The sequence below is a fragment of the Psychrobacter sp. genome, from assembly GCF_049295055.1.
Taxonomy (GTDB): domain Bacteria; phylum Pseudomonadota; class Gammaproteobacteria; order Pseudomonadales; family Moraxellaceae; genus Psychrobacter.
The window spans coordinates 1-19436 of record NZ_JBAQQF010000083.1 but is presented as its reverse complement, the minus strand read 5'-3'; the positions used below and the strand labels follow the sequence as shown (position 1 = coordinate 19436).

Sequence of the window (19436 nt, the reverse complement as noted above, 5' to 3'; positions counted from 1 at the left end):
CTATCTTCTTGACGGCTGCGGCTTTGAATTCTGCACTGTAGCTTCTGATTTTCTTGATCATGGTAAACTCCTAGGAATATGCTTAGTTTACCAAGTTTACTTGTACGGTTTCTTCAGCATAGCTCATCATACTATTAGTTGTGATGTTTACCCCTGCTATTATTGATTCAATATTAGCAGGATTTTTTATACTCTCCAAAAAAAAGCAGAAGTGAATTGAAGAAGAAAGAAGTCAAGGTCAGTTAGCAGACTATAAACGTTGGATCAGAATCTTTGGAACGTTCTTATCATAACACTCCTACTGAATCTTTAAATATAAAACAGAAAAGCTGAATATCTAGCTATCTCCTTGATTTACATCCTAATGTAAAGAAAAATTAAAGTCATTTATTCTCCTCTTAATGCTTTCACTGGCTCAATCTTGGCCGCGCTATAAGCAGGATATATCGTAGACAGTAAAACAATTACAAATGAAGATACTATAATAAAGAAAACATCTAATGCTTTAATCTCAGCTGGCAGTGCTTCAACAAAGTAATTATCAAAAAGCCCTAAGTTGAATGTCGTATTTACCCATGCAGAAATACTGTGAATACTCAAAGACATACCAACGCCAAGTACTAAACCAATTAATATACCAGTCACTCCAATAATAGCACCCTGAATGATAAATATACGTGAAATAAGGGTAGAAGAAGCACCGAAAGTTTTAAGTATCGCGACTTCTGCTCTTTTATCAGTAACGCTCATTACTAAAGTAGCAACTACATTGAAAGCAGCAACTAAAATTATCAAAAATAACAGCAATGACATGATTGTCTTTTGTATACGAATGGCGCTATACAAACTACCATGAGTCTGCGTCCATTCAACAATCGAAAAAGTAAGATTGTCTGGCGCGACTTTTAGTGTCTGTATTGTATTAGTAGCACTAACTAAAGCCTTTTCGGCTGATTCTTTAGACGCAAAAACATCATACAAGCTTAAACGAACTCCAACGGCACCGTGCTCTAAATCTAGTATGTCAGAAGCATCATCCATAGCAATATAGCTCAGCCACTTATCTGACTGCTCGTCCACATGAAATACTCCACTAAGAGTATAAGTATGAAAGGTCGGTGTCATTCCTACTGTCGAACTAGAAGGTTTGGAGATTATAATACCAACCTCATCACCAAGCTTTAGATCATACTTATCTATTACATACTGCCCGAGGACGATATTACCACTCCCTGACACCAAGGTATCAAGTTGACCCATCACCATACTGTCTTCGATGATAGATACATCGGCTTGGAATTGTGGTTCTATACCATTCAAAATCGTGCTATTGACCTCTCCACCTATCGAGATCATACCCCGAGCTTGAACAATAGGAGCTACGCCTGCAACGTTAGGATCATTTGCTTTTATTTGCTGTGCAAATGGAGTCCAGTCATCTAGAGGATAGGACGCATAAACAGATGCCTGTGGCACCATACCCAATACTTTGTCAGCCAACACCTTTTCGAAACCATTTAATACTGATGTGACCACAATTAATGCGGCTACACCGAGTATCAAACCTGCCATAGAGACCACTGAGATAAAAGACAAAAACTTATTAGCGTTTTTTGAACGGGTAAAACGCAATCCTATAAAAAGCGGTAGTAGGCAGCGCATAGTTATTGTCTCTTATCTCTGCAAGTATAAAATTAAAAGGATTTGGTTAGTTCAACAGATACATCGTTCTTGCTGTATTCTTCAAAAGGCGAGTTGCTCTCAACCTTATTGAAGTTCCAGCTGAGTCTAGGTGTCAAGCCAAACAAAGAAACCCCCCTATTCCATGCCGTAATACCCATATTGTATTCTTTATTCTCGCGTTGAATACCGAAAAAATCTGCAGCTTTATAGTCACGTTTGGCATAGCCCATATTGAGTATGGTTGAATAGCCTTTTGGCCATGTCTGACCCCAACCTAGTCTAAATCCCGGACGATCATAAGCTAAAGAATCATCTTCGGAGTCTCTAGTTGAGTAGTCAAGTCCCGTTGTAAAAAACTGCTGACCATTGGGATAAAAAACCATCGTATTGGCAAATAACCAGTCTTCGCCATCATTAAAGGCATAACGATCAATATAATTGGTTTCACTATAGCGTGCCAATCCTTGATAACGCATCTTCGGACTTAGCCATTGGTTTAGGTTGAGGTTGACACCTTTGGTATCAGCATAGCTATCAAGACTGCCATCACCTTCTTTACCTTGTCCATATAGACGCTTATTATAAAAAGGCTGTAGCTCTACTTCAGTAGCCGCATTTTGATAACCAACCCCTGCACCGATACCGGCAGTCATATCGTTATAGTTTTTATTGTCCCAATAGTATTTACCATACGTATTGAGATGTAGTGCCGTAAATAGCTTATTATCATATAGCCATTTTCTATCAGCACCCAAACTAAAGTCTAAACCTTGACCTGATTCTCTAGGCGAGGTATAGGTAAGCACTGAGCCATCTGGCCCAACAATCTCGGTGCCTTGCTCGGGTGCATTGGTAATATTATTATCATTAAGATAAGAGACAGAACCGTTGAAGCTCCAGCGGTTTTGTCTGCTAATTGCATCCAAATATCCGTTGATCGCTGTTGTATCTTCCGCTGTAGTGGCATCACTACGTAATCTCTCAAACTCAGATTTAGCCGCATCAAACTGACGGTTATAAAACAGTGCCATCGCTAGCTGAAATCTTAAAATCTGGACATCGGGCAACTGCGCATTGAGCTTACGGTAAATAGTCACCGCTTTATCTAGCTCACCCTTTTTTGCGGCAATGATGGCATTACCCCAGTCTATGACTGAAGGATCGTAGTTAGGGAGCTGCTGATAATAAGGCAACAATTCCTCTAGCGAGTCGGCGTTACCTTGTTTGAGTAGCTGACTTAATAAGGCCTCGAACTCTTCTGGATTCTCCTTTAAGTAAGCAATGGACTCTTTTTTACTCATCTGCGGCTCGGTGTTATCAGAGGGCAGCTCAGTTGGTAGCCTATTATATAAAGGCTGCTGGTTTTGACTGATGATCTTGTTAATATCTTGAATTGAGTTGTCCTGAGGAGCGAGAGGCTCATTGGCAGCTTGAGCGCTCATAGAAAAGCAGCCTAGCGCCAGTAGTAGAGCACTATACATACTAGAGTGTCGAAAATATTGCATAAAAGTTCCAATCAGTAATGTTCAATCGTTAGACGAACAAACGACCACTCAGAGGTGGCCGTTTGCTTATTCATTGCTAAATACTAACTGAATGATTACTCAGTTTGGTTAGCGTTACTATCTTTAATAACTTGAGTAGTTTTTTGGGTACCAAATACACCACCCCAAGCTGCGTTACCATATAAACCATCATCGATAGAGTTTACAGAACCACCAAACTCTTCAGCATTTTTTCCAAAGAAGCTGCCTTTAAATGCACCTTTAGCTTTGTTACCATAAGCCAATTGTGACTCACCTTTAGCAGTATTACCGCTAATCTTACCACCAAAAGTTACTAGGTCGTCTTTACGGTTTACACCGCCAGTCTTGCCATTATCAAGATTCCAAACGTTAAAGACAGAGCCTGTAATTTCTCTTTTGCCAATGTTAACGTTAGCTTGTACTAAGTTACCAACGCCCTGTAGTGCTATTTCACCATTGCCTGGAGCGTTGGTATCTGGGTTACCTTTGGTACCATGATAGGTATTATCAATACCATACATCACTGCATGACCGGCATAGCTAACCGTACCTTGAGCGATGTTGTTTTTGTTGTCAAAGAATTTACCCATATCAGTAACGCTAGTCTCATTGGTACCACGGTAGAAGTAAGTGTCTACTTCACCTGGAGTACCGTTAGGCACACGAGTATCGTTAGCACCGATCTCTGACTGGTAATAAGTTGTACCGTCTTTACCAACAGTTTGAATAGCACTTAGTTTATCGATGTTAGATGTCACACGGCCATACTGAACATCATTTAACTTAATTTCTTGAACTGTAATGTTATTAGTTGATGAGCTAACATATTCATTATCAGCGTTCAAACTTCCAGTGAAGCGATAGCTATTGTTACCTGTGTTGGCAGTATCAATATAGTTTTTACCAAAGAAACGTGTAGTCTTTTTAGAACCATCAGCAGTGACGCCAGGGCGTAGACCTGTTTGATCTTCTTGACCCTTAACAGCATAACCACCCGTAACTTGATCGATAGTGACTAAGCCTGCTTCTTGTTGCGTACCTAAAGCTCTTACTCCACCTGTTCCGTTAGTAACATTACCATTTACTTGAATTTTGTTACCAGTAGTTGCAGGACGAGGAGCGGGAGTTGCGACTATATATAATGGAGCATTAGTACCGACTTCTTTTAGTTGTACACCATTTACGTCATATAAAGGATAGCCACTAGTAGAAGCAGTAGTTACATTTGGATTGCCCGTGCCACCAGCTGCTACAGCAGGATTATAATCAAATTTTACACCATCTACTGGTTTGCCAGCAACGGTATAGTACTGAGTATTACCATTAGCAGCGAAACTAAGTGCTGTTCTACCCTCTGCTGCGCCACCATAAGTGCCATTATGCTGTTGTAAAGTTAAAGTGTTAGCAGAGCTGTTATTAGAGAAGCCATCAACTGCTTCGCCAGCTAAACGTAGTACCGCTTCGTCTTGGTCAAGACGTTTAACTGTTTCACGGCCTAATACGATATTGTCTAGCTTGGTGTTCTGTAACGTCTTAGAGTTCAGAACAGTTTCGTTACCGCTAGCAGTTGGGTTTAACGTACGGTCAAAGTTAGCAGTAGCGCCACGCTTATACTGTTGACCACCAACGGTTGCCGTTTTATTTAAATCTGTAATACCAGATGCTGCGTCACCAACGTTATCAGCAGTGTTATCAGGCGTAGGTGTAGGCGTAGGCGTAGGCGTAGGCGTAGGTGTAGGTGTAGGCGTATTGTTGTTGCTATCGTTGTCACTACCACAACCGGTCAAAGCTGCTGTTGCGAAGATAGCGCTTAGAGCTATAGCTAGATACTTTTGTTTCATGGTTATTTCCTCAAATCGGTGTAAAAACGACCGGTGTATAGTTAAGTACGGTATGTCTCGCTGTTCACTACGAAATGTAGCAACTAGCATCCTGCCAGCAGGTTATCAAACCGTATACGTCATGTCAACACAAACTTCTACGATGTAATAGCATTGTCATATTTCGTAAAGTTTATGCATATAGAATAAAGGAATACCTTATTAAGTTCAAGTTTCTTTTGACTAAAACTAAATATTTTTACAAAAGTTGAGTGGGTTAACGTTTTGAATATAATCATAAATATATGCTTATTACTGACTTTATGGAGATAGCATTTGCACTTACAGGACCTTTTTATGCCTTATGGTATAAGATATATAACATTTACATAACTCATAAGGCACTCTAATATTTATAACCAATTATACTTCATAGTTGACAGATAACAAATAGACGGTCAACCAAAAAATTATCAGATATCAGGCTTTTATTACCACCTATTACCTAGCATCACTACTTTTTATAATTCATGTTAAGCGTCTTCAATAGTGGATTTGCCTTTGCCATGTGGAACCAACCATTTCGAAAACCATCCTGATACATCATCCATCAAGGTATAAACCACCGGAATGACGACTAGGCTTAATAAAGTCGATGTCACCAAACCACCTAATACTGCTGCTGCCATCGGTCGACGAAACGTCGGATCAGCATCGCCCCAACCAAATACCAAAGGCAACATGCCAGCGCCCATCGCGATGGTGGTCATAATAATAGGACGCGCGCGCTTAAGGCAGGAGTCAATAATGGCGTCAAAACGTGCTAAACCGCGACGCTGCGCAATCAGTGCATAATCGACCAATAAGATAGAGTTTTTGGTCGCAATACCCATCAACATAATAAAACCAATCATCGATGGCATAGACAGGCTACTATTAGTAATCACCAAGCCCACAAAAGCGCCGCCGATAGACAGCGGCAATGCCATCAGAATAGTAAATGGCTGCAAGATACGCCCAAACAATAAGATAAGAACGCCTAAAATACAGACCACACCGACGGACATCGCAATCACAAAGCCGCTAAACAACTCGGCCATATTTTCTGCTTGTCCTTGATCAATAATGGTAATGGATGCGGGTAGTTTCTGCATACTGGGTATGTTTTTGACCGCTTGCACCAAATCACCAAGCTCACCGTTAGCGGGCTGAACGGTGATGCTAATCGCACGCTCACGATCGAGGCGACTGATTTGCGCAGGTCCAGTACCAAAGTCTAACGTTGCAACCTCACCGACACGTACGCCTTGTCCTGCTGGTAGGGCACTTGGTAAATACAAACCCTCTAGTTGGCTGACGTTTTGCTTAGCGATATCTGGCAAGCGCACCACTATCGGTATCTGCCGCGTATCCAAATTAAGCTTAGATAAACTCTGCTCATAGTCACCGACGGTAGCCACACGTAAAGTCGTGGCAATATCTTGCGTCGTTACCCCTTTATCCGCCATTGCTAACCTGTTTGGCGTAACCGTCAATTCTTGGCGCGGCAGGCTGCGATCACTGGTGACAGATCCAGCACTTGGTAACGCACGTATCTCTGACATTATCTGCTGTGCGGTCTGCTCAAGCAATTGCGGATCGGTGCTGGTCATAGAAAAATTATAACCTGTCTCACCGCCACTCGATAGACCGATCGTAAAGCGAGCACCAGGCACTTCTGCCAACATATTACTAATCTTACGCTCAATTTCTTGCTTAGAGCCACGCTCGGCCCTCGGGGCAAGTACAATATCTAAACCAGCAATATTCTCGGATTTACCACCGCTAGAAGAGGAATCCATCGCCGCCTGCGCCTCGCCTACCGACGTAAAAATATTGGTCACTTCAGGCAGGGCTAAAATACGCTCACTTGCCAGCGCGGCAACTCGCTCAGTGTCTTCTAACGCAACATCAGGTGTTAGCTCAATCGCCACACGCGTCTGGTCAATATCATTATCTGGGATAAAAGAGGTGGGTAGTAATTTCACCAAAGCTAATGAAGCCACAAACAATACCAAGGTCGCACCCATCGTAATCCAGCGATGATGCAGCGTCCACGACACAACTTTGAGGTACCAACCCATCAGGGCGCTTTGTTTTTCAACGTGCTTTTTTTCTGGTTTTAATATATACGCTGCCATCATCGGTGTGATGAGACGCGCCACCATTAAAGAGGCGAAAATTGATAGGGCTGCTGTCCAGCCGAACTGCCGAAAGAACTGCCCAACGATACCGCCCATAAAGGCAGTGGGTAAAAACACGGCAATCAAGGTAAAGGTAGTGGCAACCACCGCTAAACCAATCTCATCCGCCGCTTCCATCGCGGCTTCATAAGGCGTCTTACCCATACGCAGATGTCGAATGATGTTTTCGACTTCTACGATAGCATCGTCGACCAGTACACCAATGACTAACGACAATGCCAATAGCGAGATGATATTTAAGCTAAAGCCAAACAGATACATACCCAAAAAAGTAGGAATGACGGATAGCGGCAATGCGACAGCAGCAACAAAGGTCGCGCGAATGTTGCGCAAGAACAAGAACACCACTACCACCGCTAACAGTCCACCTTCTATAAGCATCCGTAATGATGCTTGATAATCTTCATCAATGGGCGTTGCACGATCATAGACTTTTTCAATATTGATATTGCCGACATCTGCTGACAGCTTAGCAAGCTCGGCATCGACAAGCTTCATGACCTCAACTTCACTAGCACCACGCGAGCGGGTAATATTAAATGCAACCACCGTTTGCCCATCGAGCTTGGCAATAGAGCTTGGGTCAGCCGCGCCATCTGTAATTTGCGCCATGCGTCCAAGCGCTTGCGTGCCACCGGTAGGAACGGCTATTTGTAAATCATTCAGCTCGCTTGCGCGCTCAACGGCACCGAGTACACGGATCGTCTGAGTGGTTTTGCCGACTTCTGCTTCACCGCCAGAGCTGTCTTGCTGAATGCCAGTGATTTGCTGCGATAATTGTGCGATAGAAAACTTCAAGCCACTGAGCGCAATAGGATCGGCTGCGACGGTAATTTCACGCTGCAAACCACCAATACGGCTGACGGTACTAACGCCTGGAATATCAGATAGTCGCTTAGTAACCGTATCATCTACGAACCATGATAAGTCTTCCACATTCATATTATCAGCAGCGACAGAGTACGTAACAACTGGGAATCCTGCCGTTGAGACTTTAGTAATAATAGGATCGTTGGCTGCTGCTGGTAAATCACCACGTACTTCACCGACTGCCGAACGTACATCGTCGACCGCTTCTTGGATATCTTTTTCTAAGACAAACTCGGTGACTATAGTAGCCGCGCCAGTCTGTAACGTCGTACGAATATGCTTGACGCCCTCAATACTAGTGAGCTTATTTTCTACCTTTTTTGCAATATCGTTTTCGAGCTGCGAAGGTGCGGCGCCGGGTAGAGTGACTGTGACTACCACCGCTGGTAAGTCAATATCAGGAAACTGCTGTACCTTCATTTTCATAAAACCATAAATGCCGCCTAATGTCAGCAGCACAAATAGTAAGATGGCAACTAAAGGATTTTTAATCGAGTAAGCTGAGACATTTAAACTCATGAGCGCGCCTGCGTGGCTGTGCCAGTTTCTTTGTTACTAGTTTCTTTGTTACTAGTTGCCTTGCTACCAGTTGTTTTATTAACCGCTTCTTTACTTGCACCAGCATCAGCTTGGCTGCCAGTTTGCTCATTCACTTTATTGAGTCCATCAACGATACGTACCAAGTCACCATCATTTAAAAAACTACCGCCCTGCTTCACAATACGGCTATCAGCAGGGAGTGGCTCTGTAATCGCCACACTATCACCAAAGCGCTCACCCAATGTCACACGCTGTTGTTTGATACGACCGATATTTTTACTGTCTTGGGTACTGATATTGGTGACTAGCATCACATAATCATAGCCATCATTGCTGACGATAGCGCTATTAGGTATGGTTTGGGCGCTGCTACTACCCAATAAAAACGCTCCAGTTTGATACATCCCTGCCCGCGCTTTGGCGTTAGCAGCGAGGCTGGCATAAATGGTAATTTGGCGGTTATTATCCGCCGTTGGCGCAATACGGCTTACCTGACCCATGACAAAATCGCCTCCTGGTAAGCTCACTTGTACAGGTGTGCCCACATTAACTTCACCAATAAGTTTAGGATCGATATCTGCACGCCACTCTAAAATGCCGCCTTTAATAATGGTAAACAACGGCTCTCCATCGGCAACCATACCAACTTCAGCCATTTTTTCACTGATGACACCGCTAACGGGTGCGACCACGTTGGCATTAGACACACTCAAGCGCTGCGTACTCAAGCGCGCTTTAGATGCTTGTAGCGCAGCCTGCGCTTGCAGTTTAGAGGTGCGATAGCGATCGGCTTCTTGCTTGCTGATGGCATCAATATCAATGAGTGGTAGGACGCGGGCAGCATCAGCAGTAGCATTAGCAAGCGTCGCTTCTGCTTCTGCAACGTCTGCTTCGGCTTGCAAGACTTGCTGCTCCATCGCATCGGTATCAAATATCGCCAGTACTTGACCGGCTTTAACACGCTGACCTTCTTCTACCAATATGCGCTCAATTGCCACGCCATTGACTCTGGCACTGACATTAGCAATGTCTTTGGCATTGATAGTTCCGTCAGCGCTGAGCGTATTACCAATATTATCTTGGCTTGGCATTACCGTTTCTACTGATAGGACGGCTTGTTCAGTATTGACGTCGCTTGCATTTTCGCTATCGCTTTGCGTATTAGTAGAAGCTGACGCATCACTTGTTGCTACTTTATCGCCACCCCAGTATTTTCCAACCAAAACGCCAATAACGAGCACCATTGCCAATACTGGCAGCAACCATAGAGGAAACTTTGTCGCTGGCTTGTTCGTCAGCGTCGTAGATTGACGGTATGGTGGTAGCTCAGATTCAACTGGCGGCTTGTTGTCTTCAACATCGCTCATGATAACTCTCTATAAATATGGGCAGTAATAAAATTGGTATATTTAATATATTGATGCTAAAAAACTGACATGAATAGGTCTTACCAATATTAATCATTAAGTATAAGACGTAATCCATAATTGGCGTAAAAATCAGGTAGCTTTATCATCAAGCTTATTTACTAGAGAAGTTAATAACTGTCTCTAAAGCACTGTTTATCTTTACAATAGTCTATAAATTTATTGAAGATAGCATATATTAAATTATCCTCTTATTTATAGATATAGTGTCTTGTGTTAGTAAGTTTAAGATTTAATAAAGATGTTTTAGAAAAAACCTTCTAACAATAGGTGTTCTAGGTTTGATATCAAGGCTGGACTATATTCTTTTTAAAGTAAATTAACGATATTAAGCATTAGTATAACGACTGGCTTCCGGCATCCAACGATGAATGAGTTGACTGACATCGGCCTTACGCGCTGGATCTGCAATTAAATGCTTGGCCAAACGCTGAGCAATTGCAAACAACTGCTCATCACGAATGAGGTCAGCTAAATAATAACCAACATTACCTGTTTGGCGTTTCCCTAACAGCTCACCTGGACCTCGCAACTCTAAATCTTTTTGAGCAATCACAAAACCATCAGTACTCTCACGCAGTACACTTAAGCGTTCAGTACCGGTTTCAGATAGCGGCTTTTGATAAAGCAGGACGCAATAGCTTTTGGTTGAGCCACGCCCAACTCGTCCGCGCAATTGATGTAATTGCGATAGACCTAAACGTTCCGCATTTTCGATGACCATTAATGAAGCATTGGGCACATCGACACCCACTTCGATGACCGTAGTTGCAATCAATAAATCAAGCTGCCCTGATTTAAATTCTTGCATGACTGCCTGCTTATCAGCGCCTTTCATTTTGCCATGTACCAGTCCGATACGAATATCTAAGCGCTCACTCAAATCTTCATAAGTGGCTTCGGCAGCTTGCGCATCAAGTACACTAGATTCCTCCACTAACGAGCAAACCCAATACGCCTGCCTACCTGCCTCGCAATTTACCGCAATGCGTTCAATCACCTCATCACGGCGATTACGGTCGATAGTGACTGTGGTAATTGGTGTGCGCCCCGGTGGCAGCTCATCAATAATCGAGGTATCCATATCGCCATAAACACTCATCGCTAGTGTGCGCGGAATCGGCGTTGCGGTCATTATCAGCTGATGCGGTGTGCTACCCGCTACGCCTTTATTGGTCAACGCCATACGCTGCTCAACGCCAAACCGATGTTGCTCATCGATAATGACCAGTCCCAATTTGGCAAATTTTACCTGCTCTTGAAATAATGCATGGGTACCAACGACGATTTGTACCGTATTTTCTACCACAGCTTCTAGCGCTTCACGGCGCTGCTTAGCTGTTTGCTTACCGGCCAGCCAGCCGACACCAACGCCTAACGGCTCAAACCATTGTTTAAAATTGACTAAATGCTGCTCTGCTAAAATCTCAGTCGGTGCCATGACGGCTACTTGCCAGCCGCTATCGAGAGCATAACCAGCAGCGCCAGCCGCCACTAACGTCTTGCCCGCGCCCACATCACCTTGTACTAGACGCAACATCGGAATAGACGTTGCCATATCAGCAGTGATATCTTTCATGACTCTTTGCTGCGCACCCGTTAAGCTAAATGGCAGGGCGGCAAATAACTGATCAGTCAGCGCACTTTGCATGGCACATTTTGGTGCTTTATGCTGATGCAATTGCTGACGGCGATATAGCAAGCTCAGCTGATGCGCGGTTAGTTCTTCAATGATTAAGCGCTGACAAGCGGAATGCGTACGCGCGCTCAGATGTGTTAATAGCTTATATTGTTGCCCAGCATCGGTATAAGTTGGCGGCGTATGCAGTAGGACTAACGCTTCAAATATTGTCAAATTATAGACATTGCTAACAGCTACTGTATTAGTAGCAGCGTCATGGTCTGAATCATATTTTGTATAGTTATAGACAGATGGAGTGGCTTTTTGGACACTATTTTCTGAAGCACCATTTCCTGAAGCACTGTTTCTTGAAGAATTGTTTCCTAAAGCACTGTTTTCTGGCACGCTACGCGCCAGTGCTGAAAAAATATCTTCAGGCTCAGCCGTATCTGCTATCTGTTTTCTCGTTGGCTCAAAAGGTACTAATGGTAAATCGGCAACCGTAGCAAAATCATCCGAGGTAAACAGCGTCATCGGTAGCCCTTCACTGCGAACCGTCTGTAATGCCAGCTTAATTAATGTCCGCAGTTTATTTTGATGTAAGCCTTTTACGGACGGATAGATCGGCTGTAAACCCGTATTGGTCGGCGCAACTGTATCAGTAACGACTTCATATTCAGGATGATGAATTTGTTTACCGTAGCGGCTGACCTTGACTTCACCGAACAGTTGCAGCTGAGTCCCCAAGCTCATGGTTTGCGCTAGACCAGCATATACCTTAAAAAATCGCAACGATATCGTACCGCTATTGTCATCGATGATGACCGTCATACCGCTACGCTTACTATCGACATGTACCACGCGACCTGTCATCAGTGCTGCTTGCCCATGTGCAACATCGCCTATAGCCACCAGTCGGCTACGATCTTCATAATCACGCGGCAGATGTAATAACAAATCAAAAATACGCACGATACCCAATTGTGCCAGCTGTTCTGCTACTTTTGGCCCAACACCTGCCAGCGCCGTCACAGGCATATCAAGCGCTGAGGTAGGCTCACTATTAAAAGAGCGATTGGATAATTGACTGGCAGATATTGGCATTAAAAAATCCTAACAATATGACTCTAAGATTGATACGTTTTGGCGCATGAAATGATAATAACTGGCAAGCCATAAAAAAGGCTGTTTTAGCATTATAACTGACAACCAACTTGATTATACTAAGCTATTTAGTAATGGTGACTTTTGCTTTTTAGCCATTTCTTATTTCTCACTTATCACTAATCACTAATCACTCATTAAATAAATCACTTATCACCAAACCCATATTCTTCTTTAACAAAGCACTTTTTGTATTAAGGTTTTTATGCTTATATCTCAAACGCCTCATAATTTAAGACTGTCGTTAGTAGTATTTCTGCAGGTTAGCTTGCTTAGTACATTAGCCTTGTTGACCAGCGCCTGTAATAGCCTCAAACCAGTGACTGCGCCAGTGCAACCTAGCATCGATAAACCCAGTGTTGCCCTAGTTTTAGGTGGTGGTGGTGCTAAAGGTTTTGCTCATGTTGGGGTGATTAAGGCTTTAGAAGAAAGCGGTATTACCCCAACGTTAGTGGTCGGAACCAGTGTCGGTAGTCTAATTGGTAGCCTGTATGCTAGCGGCTACACGCCTGCGCAGTTAGAGCAATTAGCGCTGACCACTCCCGATAGTGCCCTGACAGATTTCACTTTATCAAATCAAGGCTTTATTGAAGGTATTAAGCTCAAGAACTTTGTCAATAGTCATGTTGGCGGTCGACCGATAGAAAGCTTTCCTATCAGCTTTGCCGCAGTTGCTGCCGAAAAGGATAGCTTAAAGAAAGCAATCTTTACCGAAGGTAATGCTGGGCTTGCCGTCCAAGCTTCCTGTAGTGTGCCTAATATTTTTATTGCACCGCGTATTCCTGAAAAAGTCGGCAAAAAATACATTGATGGTGGCGTGGTCAGCTTAGTGCCCGTTGATAGCGCTCGTGATTTGGGCGCTGATATTGTTATCGCTGTTGACGTTACCGAGCCTAATACATCTTCCACATCTCTCAATAAACTACCCACAATTACTTCATTCAGTAGCTTTTGGGGTTTACTTGAGACTAATTGGACTGCCAATATCAACAGCAATACTACTAACGGCAATACTACTAACAGCAACTCGTCAATACGTACTGAGCGCCTGCGTGCTGATATTCTTATTACCCCGAACGTTGGCCACATCAGCTCTTTAGATACCAGTCAACGCCGCGCCCTTATTTCTGCTGGCTCGCAAGCCACTACTGCTCAGATTAGTGCGATTAAGCAACTGATTCACGAAAAGACTGAGTTAATGAGAAAGACGAGCTAAAGAAAAAACTCAGCGCAAATACGCAATTCTCTGATTGATAGACAAGCACAATAGTTAAAGGACCCAAACCTTAACGACAAAAAAGCACCGCAGCAATAAACTGTGGTGCTTTTTATGTTGCAGTAAACACTAATTAGATGCTAAATAAATACCAATTAAGCAAAACCTAATATTAAACAATTTACTTAATACCAGTTACTTAGAATTATTTATTTAAAAACAGCTCAATTATTTAACACGCGCTCGGTATTTAACCGCAACGGTGTCATTAAGACCAACGCCTTCCAAATCCCAACGTACCGCTTTATAGAACTTTAAAGGGATTTCTTGTAGTTGATTGTCAACCTTTCCACGTAACGGCATGCGAGCAAAATTATTGCCATCTGCACTGCCATAGGGGAAGTCAGGGGAGACAGCGCGCAATAATTCTACTTGTTCAGGAATACTCATCGTAACGGTCATTTTACGGACTCGATCAGCATTGGTATTGGTAAAATAGCCTTGATACTCTAGGACATTACCTGACTGCAAACGCGTATTTGCGGTTACAGGAACCAAAATTTCTTGACCATTTGCATCAACACTAATCAATGATGCTGTGATTTTACTGTTAACCGCTTGTGCGTTTGACTGACTGCTTTGATTAAAGTTTGACTGAACGGCTACTGAATTATCAACCGCTTGTTCTGGTGTCGGCAACATCGCTGATGCTTGTGTCACTGCCATTACGCCAACGAGCGTACCGGCGACAACATGAAATAAGCGGTGTCCGCTCCATGCACTGAATGGATTAGCAAAATGGTTACTTTTCTTCATGACATTCATTATCCCTAGTTAATGTATCGGTAAAACAAAGCTGGTAAAAAACGAAGCTAATAAATTTAATGGTTTTTTGACAGTATTTGATAATAAGCAAGCTATCATCATATATTCTCATACTTAATCATGTTAATTTTTTAAATTTTATTATTTTTATCAATTATCTGCGTAAGCTATCTGTAAAGCAATAGCGCTTAGCATAACAAAAAGTGTTTATACGTACACTAACCCTGTGTTGAGGTTCTGTATATCGTTAATCAGCTATAAAAACTCATTAACGCTACTGAAATAAAAGATAGCTCATAACGACGTTTTTTGCTATGGTAAATCTTTAACGATCCTTTAGCGACAGGCACTTCCTGTCACACCTTTTTCTTATTTTAACGACTATTGCTGCCATTATGACTACTAGCGCCATGCCCCAGATTAACCCTGAATACGTCCATTGGTTCCGTAATTCTGCCCCTTATATCAATACGCATCGCGGCAAAACGTTCGTGATTATGTTTGGTGGCGAGGCGGTCAATCATCCAAATTTTAGCACCCTAATTCATGACTTTGCCTTATTGCATAGCTTAGGTATCAAGCTGGTATTGGTGCATGGTGCGCGACCACAAATCGAAAAAAATCTCAAAGATGCTGATATTACCTCACCACTGCACCAAGACATTCGCGTGACACCTCGCGTCGCAATGCCGTCTATATTACAAGCAGTGGGTGCTATCCGTCTACAAATCGAAGCGCAGCTATCGATGGGGCTGGCAAACTCACCCATGTATGGCTCGCGCATTGATGCGGTGTCGGGCAACTTTGTGACTGCTCGTCCTTACGGTATCCGCGACGGTGTTGATTACCAAATGACGGGAGAAGTACGCTCTATTGACGTTGAAGCGATTAAAAATAACTTACTACATGACCATATTGTTATTTTAGGTTCAATGGGCTATTCGGCGACTGGCGAAGTGTTCAACTTACTTGCTGAAGACGTGGCGCTTAGCGCGGCTGTTGCACTAGGTGCTGATAAATTAATCTTCTTAGGTGAAGCAGCGGATATTAATGATGATGGTCGCTTACTACATGAGATGATTCCGAACGAAGTTGATCGGTTTTTGCGAGAACGCGACGTTAATAATGAGATTAACTACTTCTTAAGCTGTGCCAGCAATGCTTGCCGCCAAGGCGTTCATCGCACCCATATTATCTCATATGCTAAAGATGGTGCGCTACTTGAGGAGCTATTCACTCGTGATGGCTCTGGGATATTGATTAGCCATGACCCTTATGAAGAAATTCGCCGCGCTGATATTGACGATGTGGTGGGACTGATAGAGCTATTATCGCCGTTAGAAGAGCAAGGCATTTTGGTTAGTCGCTCACGCGAACGCTTAGAGCAAGAGATTGATAATTATAGCGTCATTGAGCGTGATGGTATGATTTTGGGCTGTGCAGCACTTTATCCGCTCGATGCAGATTCAGCGGAAGTCGCCTGCGTTGCAGTACATCCTGAATATCGTAGCGGTAGCCGCGGTGCTGATTTGCTAGCGTTTTTAGAGCAACAAGCGCGCAGTCATGGTTTACACAAATTATTTGTACTCACCACTCGTACGGCGCATTGGTTTGTAGAACAAGGGTTTGCCGAAGTTGAGGCAAGCGCTTTACCTGAAGCGCGGCAAGAGAAATATAACAACGGTCGTAATTCTAAAGTGTTCCAAAAGAATCTTTAGTTGGTAGCTGAATTAGCTTTAATACGCTAATTGATATCGCTTTTACAAGTTATAGTCGATCCACTATTAAATAAATACAGCGCTACTGGGATAAATTTTGCGCGGCCTCTGCCTGCGCAGGCACAGCAAGCAAAATTTACACCAGTAGCGCCTGATAATAGTTGTACTTTTTTTATTTAGAACTGACTATATATGCTATTAAGTTAAAAACCTTAAATCCTAATAGTTTCAATTGTAAAATCACAGAACCAGTCACAAAAAAAGCCCTCTTATACTAGAGGGCTTTTTTATTATATTTTATCATTGATTTTTAACAATGCTAATAGCTCATTATTTTACTTTTAACAGCTCAACGGTAAAGATAAGCGTGCTATTAGGCTCGATACCTGCGTTACCCGCTTCGCCATAAGCGATGTCTGATGGAATATAGAACTCGTATTTACCGCCCTCTTTCATCAACTGTAGACCTTCAGTCCAGCCAGCGATTACTTGATTAAGTGGAAATTCAATTGGCTCACCGCGCTCATAAGAGCTGTCGAATACAGTACCGTCAATCAATTTACCTTCGTAGTTTACTTCAACCACGTCAGTCGCTTTTGGTGACTTTCCAGTACCTGCAGTCACTACTTTATATTGTAAACCAGAAGCAGTGGTTTTCACGCCTGCTTTCTTGCCATTCTCTACTAGGAATGCCGCGCCTTTGGTTTTGTTGTCACCTGCTTTAGATTCCATATCTTTCACGAATTTCTCTTCCTGCTCTTTTTGATAGGCCGTCAATACTGCTTCCATTTGCTCTTTGGTCAATGCTGAATCTTTACCTTCGTAACCATCACGGAAGCCTTTTTCAAAAGTATCTAGATCTAGATCGCCAACCGCTTCTTTATTCCCTTCTGCCATCATAAAGCCCAAGCTATAACCCACTTTTTCATTTGCTGGACTTTGTTCAGTGACAGAGACACTTTGGGCAGCGGCTTCTTTATTACCGTTGTTAGTGCTACAACCTGTGATTAATAACATAGCGCTAGCAAGTACACTGACGCTTAGGGTAGTAATTTTTTTCATAAAATGCTCTCAAATTGTAAGGATAGTGGCAAGATGTCACATTCTTCTATAATAGCAAATCTTAGTTTTGGGGGCTACGATTCCCTTGAAATTATCGGTCAAATGTACAGTCTATGTTAATATTTGCCATAAAAATAACAACTTATCACACAACTATAGTAAGTGGTTAAGCTTTCTATCTTTAAATCCATCATTACATCAGCTAAGCTTAATTAGTTAAGGTAAGAAGTAACAGAACGTAGATTTTGTTAACGATTGCAATGAATGTTAACTTTTAAGTTTTTATATTCAATACTGAAATAATTTTAACTAAAAATACTAATAATTAGGTATGTGTTTGCTGCAAACAAGCCACTTATATTTAATGGCATTTATTATTTGACAGCTTATACATGATCATTAAAGGAGGACAGGATGAATCCAATGTTTACATCGTTCAACGGTTATCTTGGTGGCCCTATTGGCTCCATCATCGGCGCTATTTTGATTTTCATCATTGGCTGGCTCGTTGCCCTAGGTATTGCTGCGCTTGTTCGCGGTGTCTTGTCTAAAGTCAATCTTAACCAGCGCATGAATTCTTCAACCGGAAAAAGCTACGATCTAGAGGGTGTTATCTCTAAGATCGTTTTTTGGTTTATATTCATCATCGCTATTTCAGGCGCGCTTAGCCAATTAAATCTAAATTCTATTTCGACTCCGTTTGCGAATATGGTCAATCAAGTATTGGCATTTATTCCTAATCTCATCGGCGCGATTGCTGTTGGTGTCATCGGTTGGGTTATTGCAACAGTTGCACGTACTGGTATCAACGCTGCTCTAGCAAAAACCTCAATGGATGAGCGTTTAAGTGAAAAAGCTGGCGTTAAACCTATGAGCAGTACCATTGCTGATATGGTTTACTGGTTTATCCTGTTAGTCGTGTTGACCATGGTTTTAGGTCAATTAGAGCTTGATGGTTTATTTGCGCCATTAACCAATATGGTTGATAAAATCTTCAGCTTTATTCCTAATATTCTGATCGCTGGTGTTGTCTTTGTGGTGGGTTATATCATCGCTAAAGTCGTACGTGGCATCGTGACCAACCTTGTTTCTACTTTTGATGTACAAAAACTGGCGTCAAAAGCGGGTTTAAGCGAACAGAACAGCTTGCCTAATATTGCAGGTTCACTAGCATTCTTAGTGGTCATCATTCCAACGATTATTGCTGCATTAAATGCATTACAAATTGATGTGATTGCACGCCCTGCAACCAATATGCTTAACAAAATCATGGAAGCATTGCCAAATATATTTATGGCTGTCGCTATCTTAGTAGTGACCTTCTATGTTGTACGTATGGTTGCTAATATCATCAAAGGTTTACTTGAGAATACCCAAGTTAATCAATTACCTGCGAAAGTTGGTCTACAACAGACCATGGGTAACAAGAGAGTTTCTGACCTAGTTGGTTATGCGATTATTTTCTTTGCTATGTTATTTGCCTCTATCGCAGCCGCTGATTTATTAGGTTTTGAGCCTATCTCAGCAATCATTACCATGTTTATTGCTTTCGGTGCTAGCATCATTTTAGGCGCTATCATCCTATTCATTGGTTTTTGGCTTGCTAACATCATTGCTGGTGTCGTTGAGCGCTCTGAGCAAGGTTCACAGTTCCTAGCAAACATCGTACGCGTACTGATCATGGGCTTAGTACTTGCCATGGGTCTAAAAGCGATGGGTAT

11 protein-coding genes are annotated in these 19436 nt (G+C 42.6%); 3 read left to right on the top strand and 8 right to left on the bottom strand.

The genetic code is table 11. From position 1 onward, the window contains the following. Positions 1-387: 387 nt before the first annotated feature. The 6 genes from WAZ74_RS12510 to recG all read right to left on the bottom strand — a co-directional run bounded on the left by WAZ74_RS12510 (position 388) and on the right by recG (position 12834). Complete coding sequence (locus WAZ74_RS12510) at positions 388-1662, bottom strand: lipoprotein-releasing ABC transporter permease subunit (RefSeq protein ID WP_422308633.1); 1275 nt, start codon at positions 1660-1662, stop codon at positions 388-390. Between the two features lie 32 nt (positions 1663-1694). Beyond that, the gene (locus WAZ74_RS12505) at positions 1695-3125 is read right to left on the bottom strand and encodes a surface lipoprotein assembly modifier (protein WP_422308632.1); all 1431 of its coding nucleotides are present in this window, start codon (positions 3123-3125) and stop codon (positions 1695-1697) included. 158 nt (positions 3126-3283) lie between these two features. Beyond that, complete coding sequence (locus WAZ74_RS12500; protein WP_422308631.1) at positions 3284-5050, bottom strand: transferrin-binding protein-like solute binding protein; 1767 nt, start codon at positions 5048-5050, stop codon at positions 3284-3286. Positions 5051-5562: 512 nt separating this feature from the next. Further along, positions 5563-8661, bottom strand: coding sequence for an efflux RND transporter permease subunit (locus WAZ74_RS12495; RefSeq protein ID WP_422308630.1), 3099 nt, complete (start codon positions 8659-8661; stop codon positions 5563-5565). Next, the gene (locus WAZ74_RS12490; protein ID WP_422308629.1) at positions 8658-10049 is read right to left on the bottom strand and encodes an efflux RND transporter periplasmic adaptor subunit; all 1392 of its coding nucleotides are present in this window, start codon (positions 10047-10049) and stop codon (positions 8658-8660) included. The genes WAZ74_RS12495 and WAZ74_RS12490 overlap by 4 nt, the downstream gene beginning before the upstream one ends. A gap of 388 nt (positions 10050-10437) precedes the next feature. Further along, complete coding sequence (gene recG, locus WAZ74_RS12485) at positions 10438-12834, bottom strand: ATP-dependent DNA helicase RecG (protein WP_422308628.1); 2397 nt, start codon at positions 12832-12834, stop codon at positions 10438-10440. 265 nt (positions 12835-13099) lie between these two features. Between recG and WAZ74_RS12480 the strand changes: the two genes are divergently transcribed. Then, on the top strand, positions 13100-14110 hold the full coding sequence (locus tag WAZ74_RS12480) for a patatin-like phospholipase family protein (protein WP_422308627.1): 1011 nt from the start codon (positions 13100-13102) through the stop codon (positions 14108-14110). A 228-nt stretch (positions 14111-14338) separates the two neighbouring features. On the opposite strand, the gene WAZ74_RS12475 is transcribed toward WAZ74_RS12480, so the two are convergent. Beyond that, entirely contained in the window at positions 14339-14926 is a 588-nt protein-coding gene (locus tag WAZ74_RS12475) for a hypothetical protein (protein WP_422308626.1), read from the bottom strand. A 404-nt stretch (positions 14927-15330) separates the two neighbouring features. On the opposite strand from WAZ74_RS12475, the gene argA reads away from it, so the two are divergent. Beyond that, positions 15331-16653, top strand: a complete 1323-nt coding sequence (gene argA, locus WAZ74_RS12470) for an amino-acid N-acetyltransferase (protein ID WP_422308625.1) — start codon at positions 15331-15333, stop codon at positions 16651-16653. Between the two features lie 330 nt (positions 16654-16983). Here argA and WAZ74_RS12465 read toward each other — a convergent pair whose 3' ends face one another. After that, positions 16984-17715: an FKBP-type peptidyl-prolyl cis-trans isomerase gene (locus tag WAZ74_RS12465; RefSeq protein WP_422308624.1), complete on the bottom strand. Its 732-nt coding sequence runs from the start codon at positions 17713-17715 to the stop codon at positions 16984-16986. Positions 17716-18129: 414 nt separating this feature from the next. Here WAZ74_RS12465 and WAZ74_RS12460 point away from each other — a divergent pair. Beyond that, a partial coding sequence (locus tag WAZ74_RS12460; RefSeq protein ID WP_422308623.1) for a mechanosensitive ion channel occupies positions 18130-19436 on the top strand: 1307 nt, incomplete at its 3' end.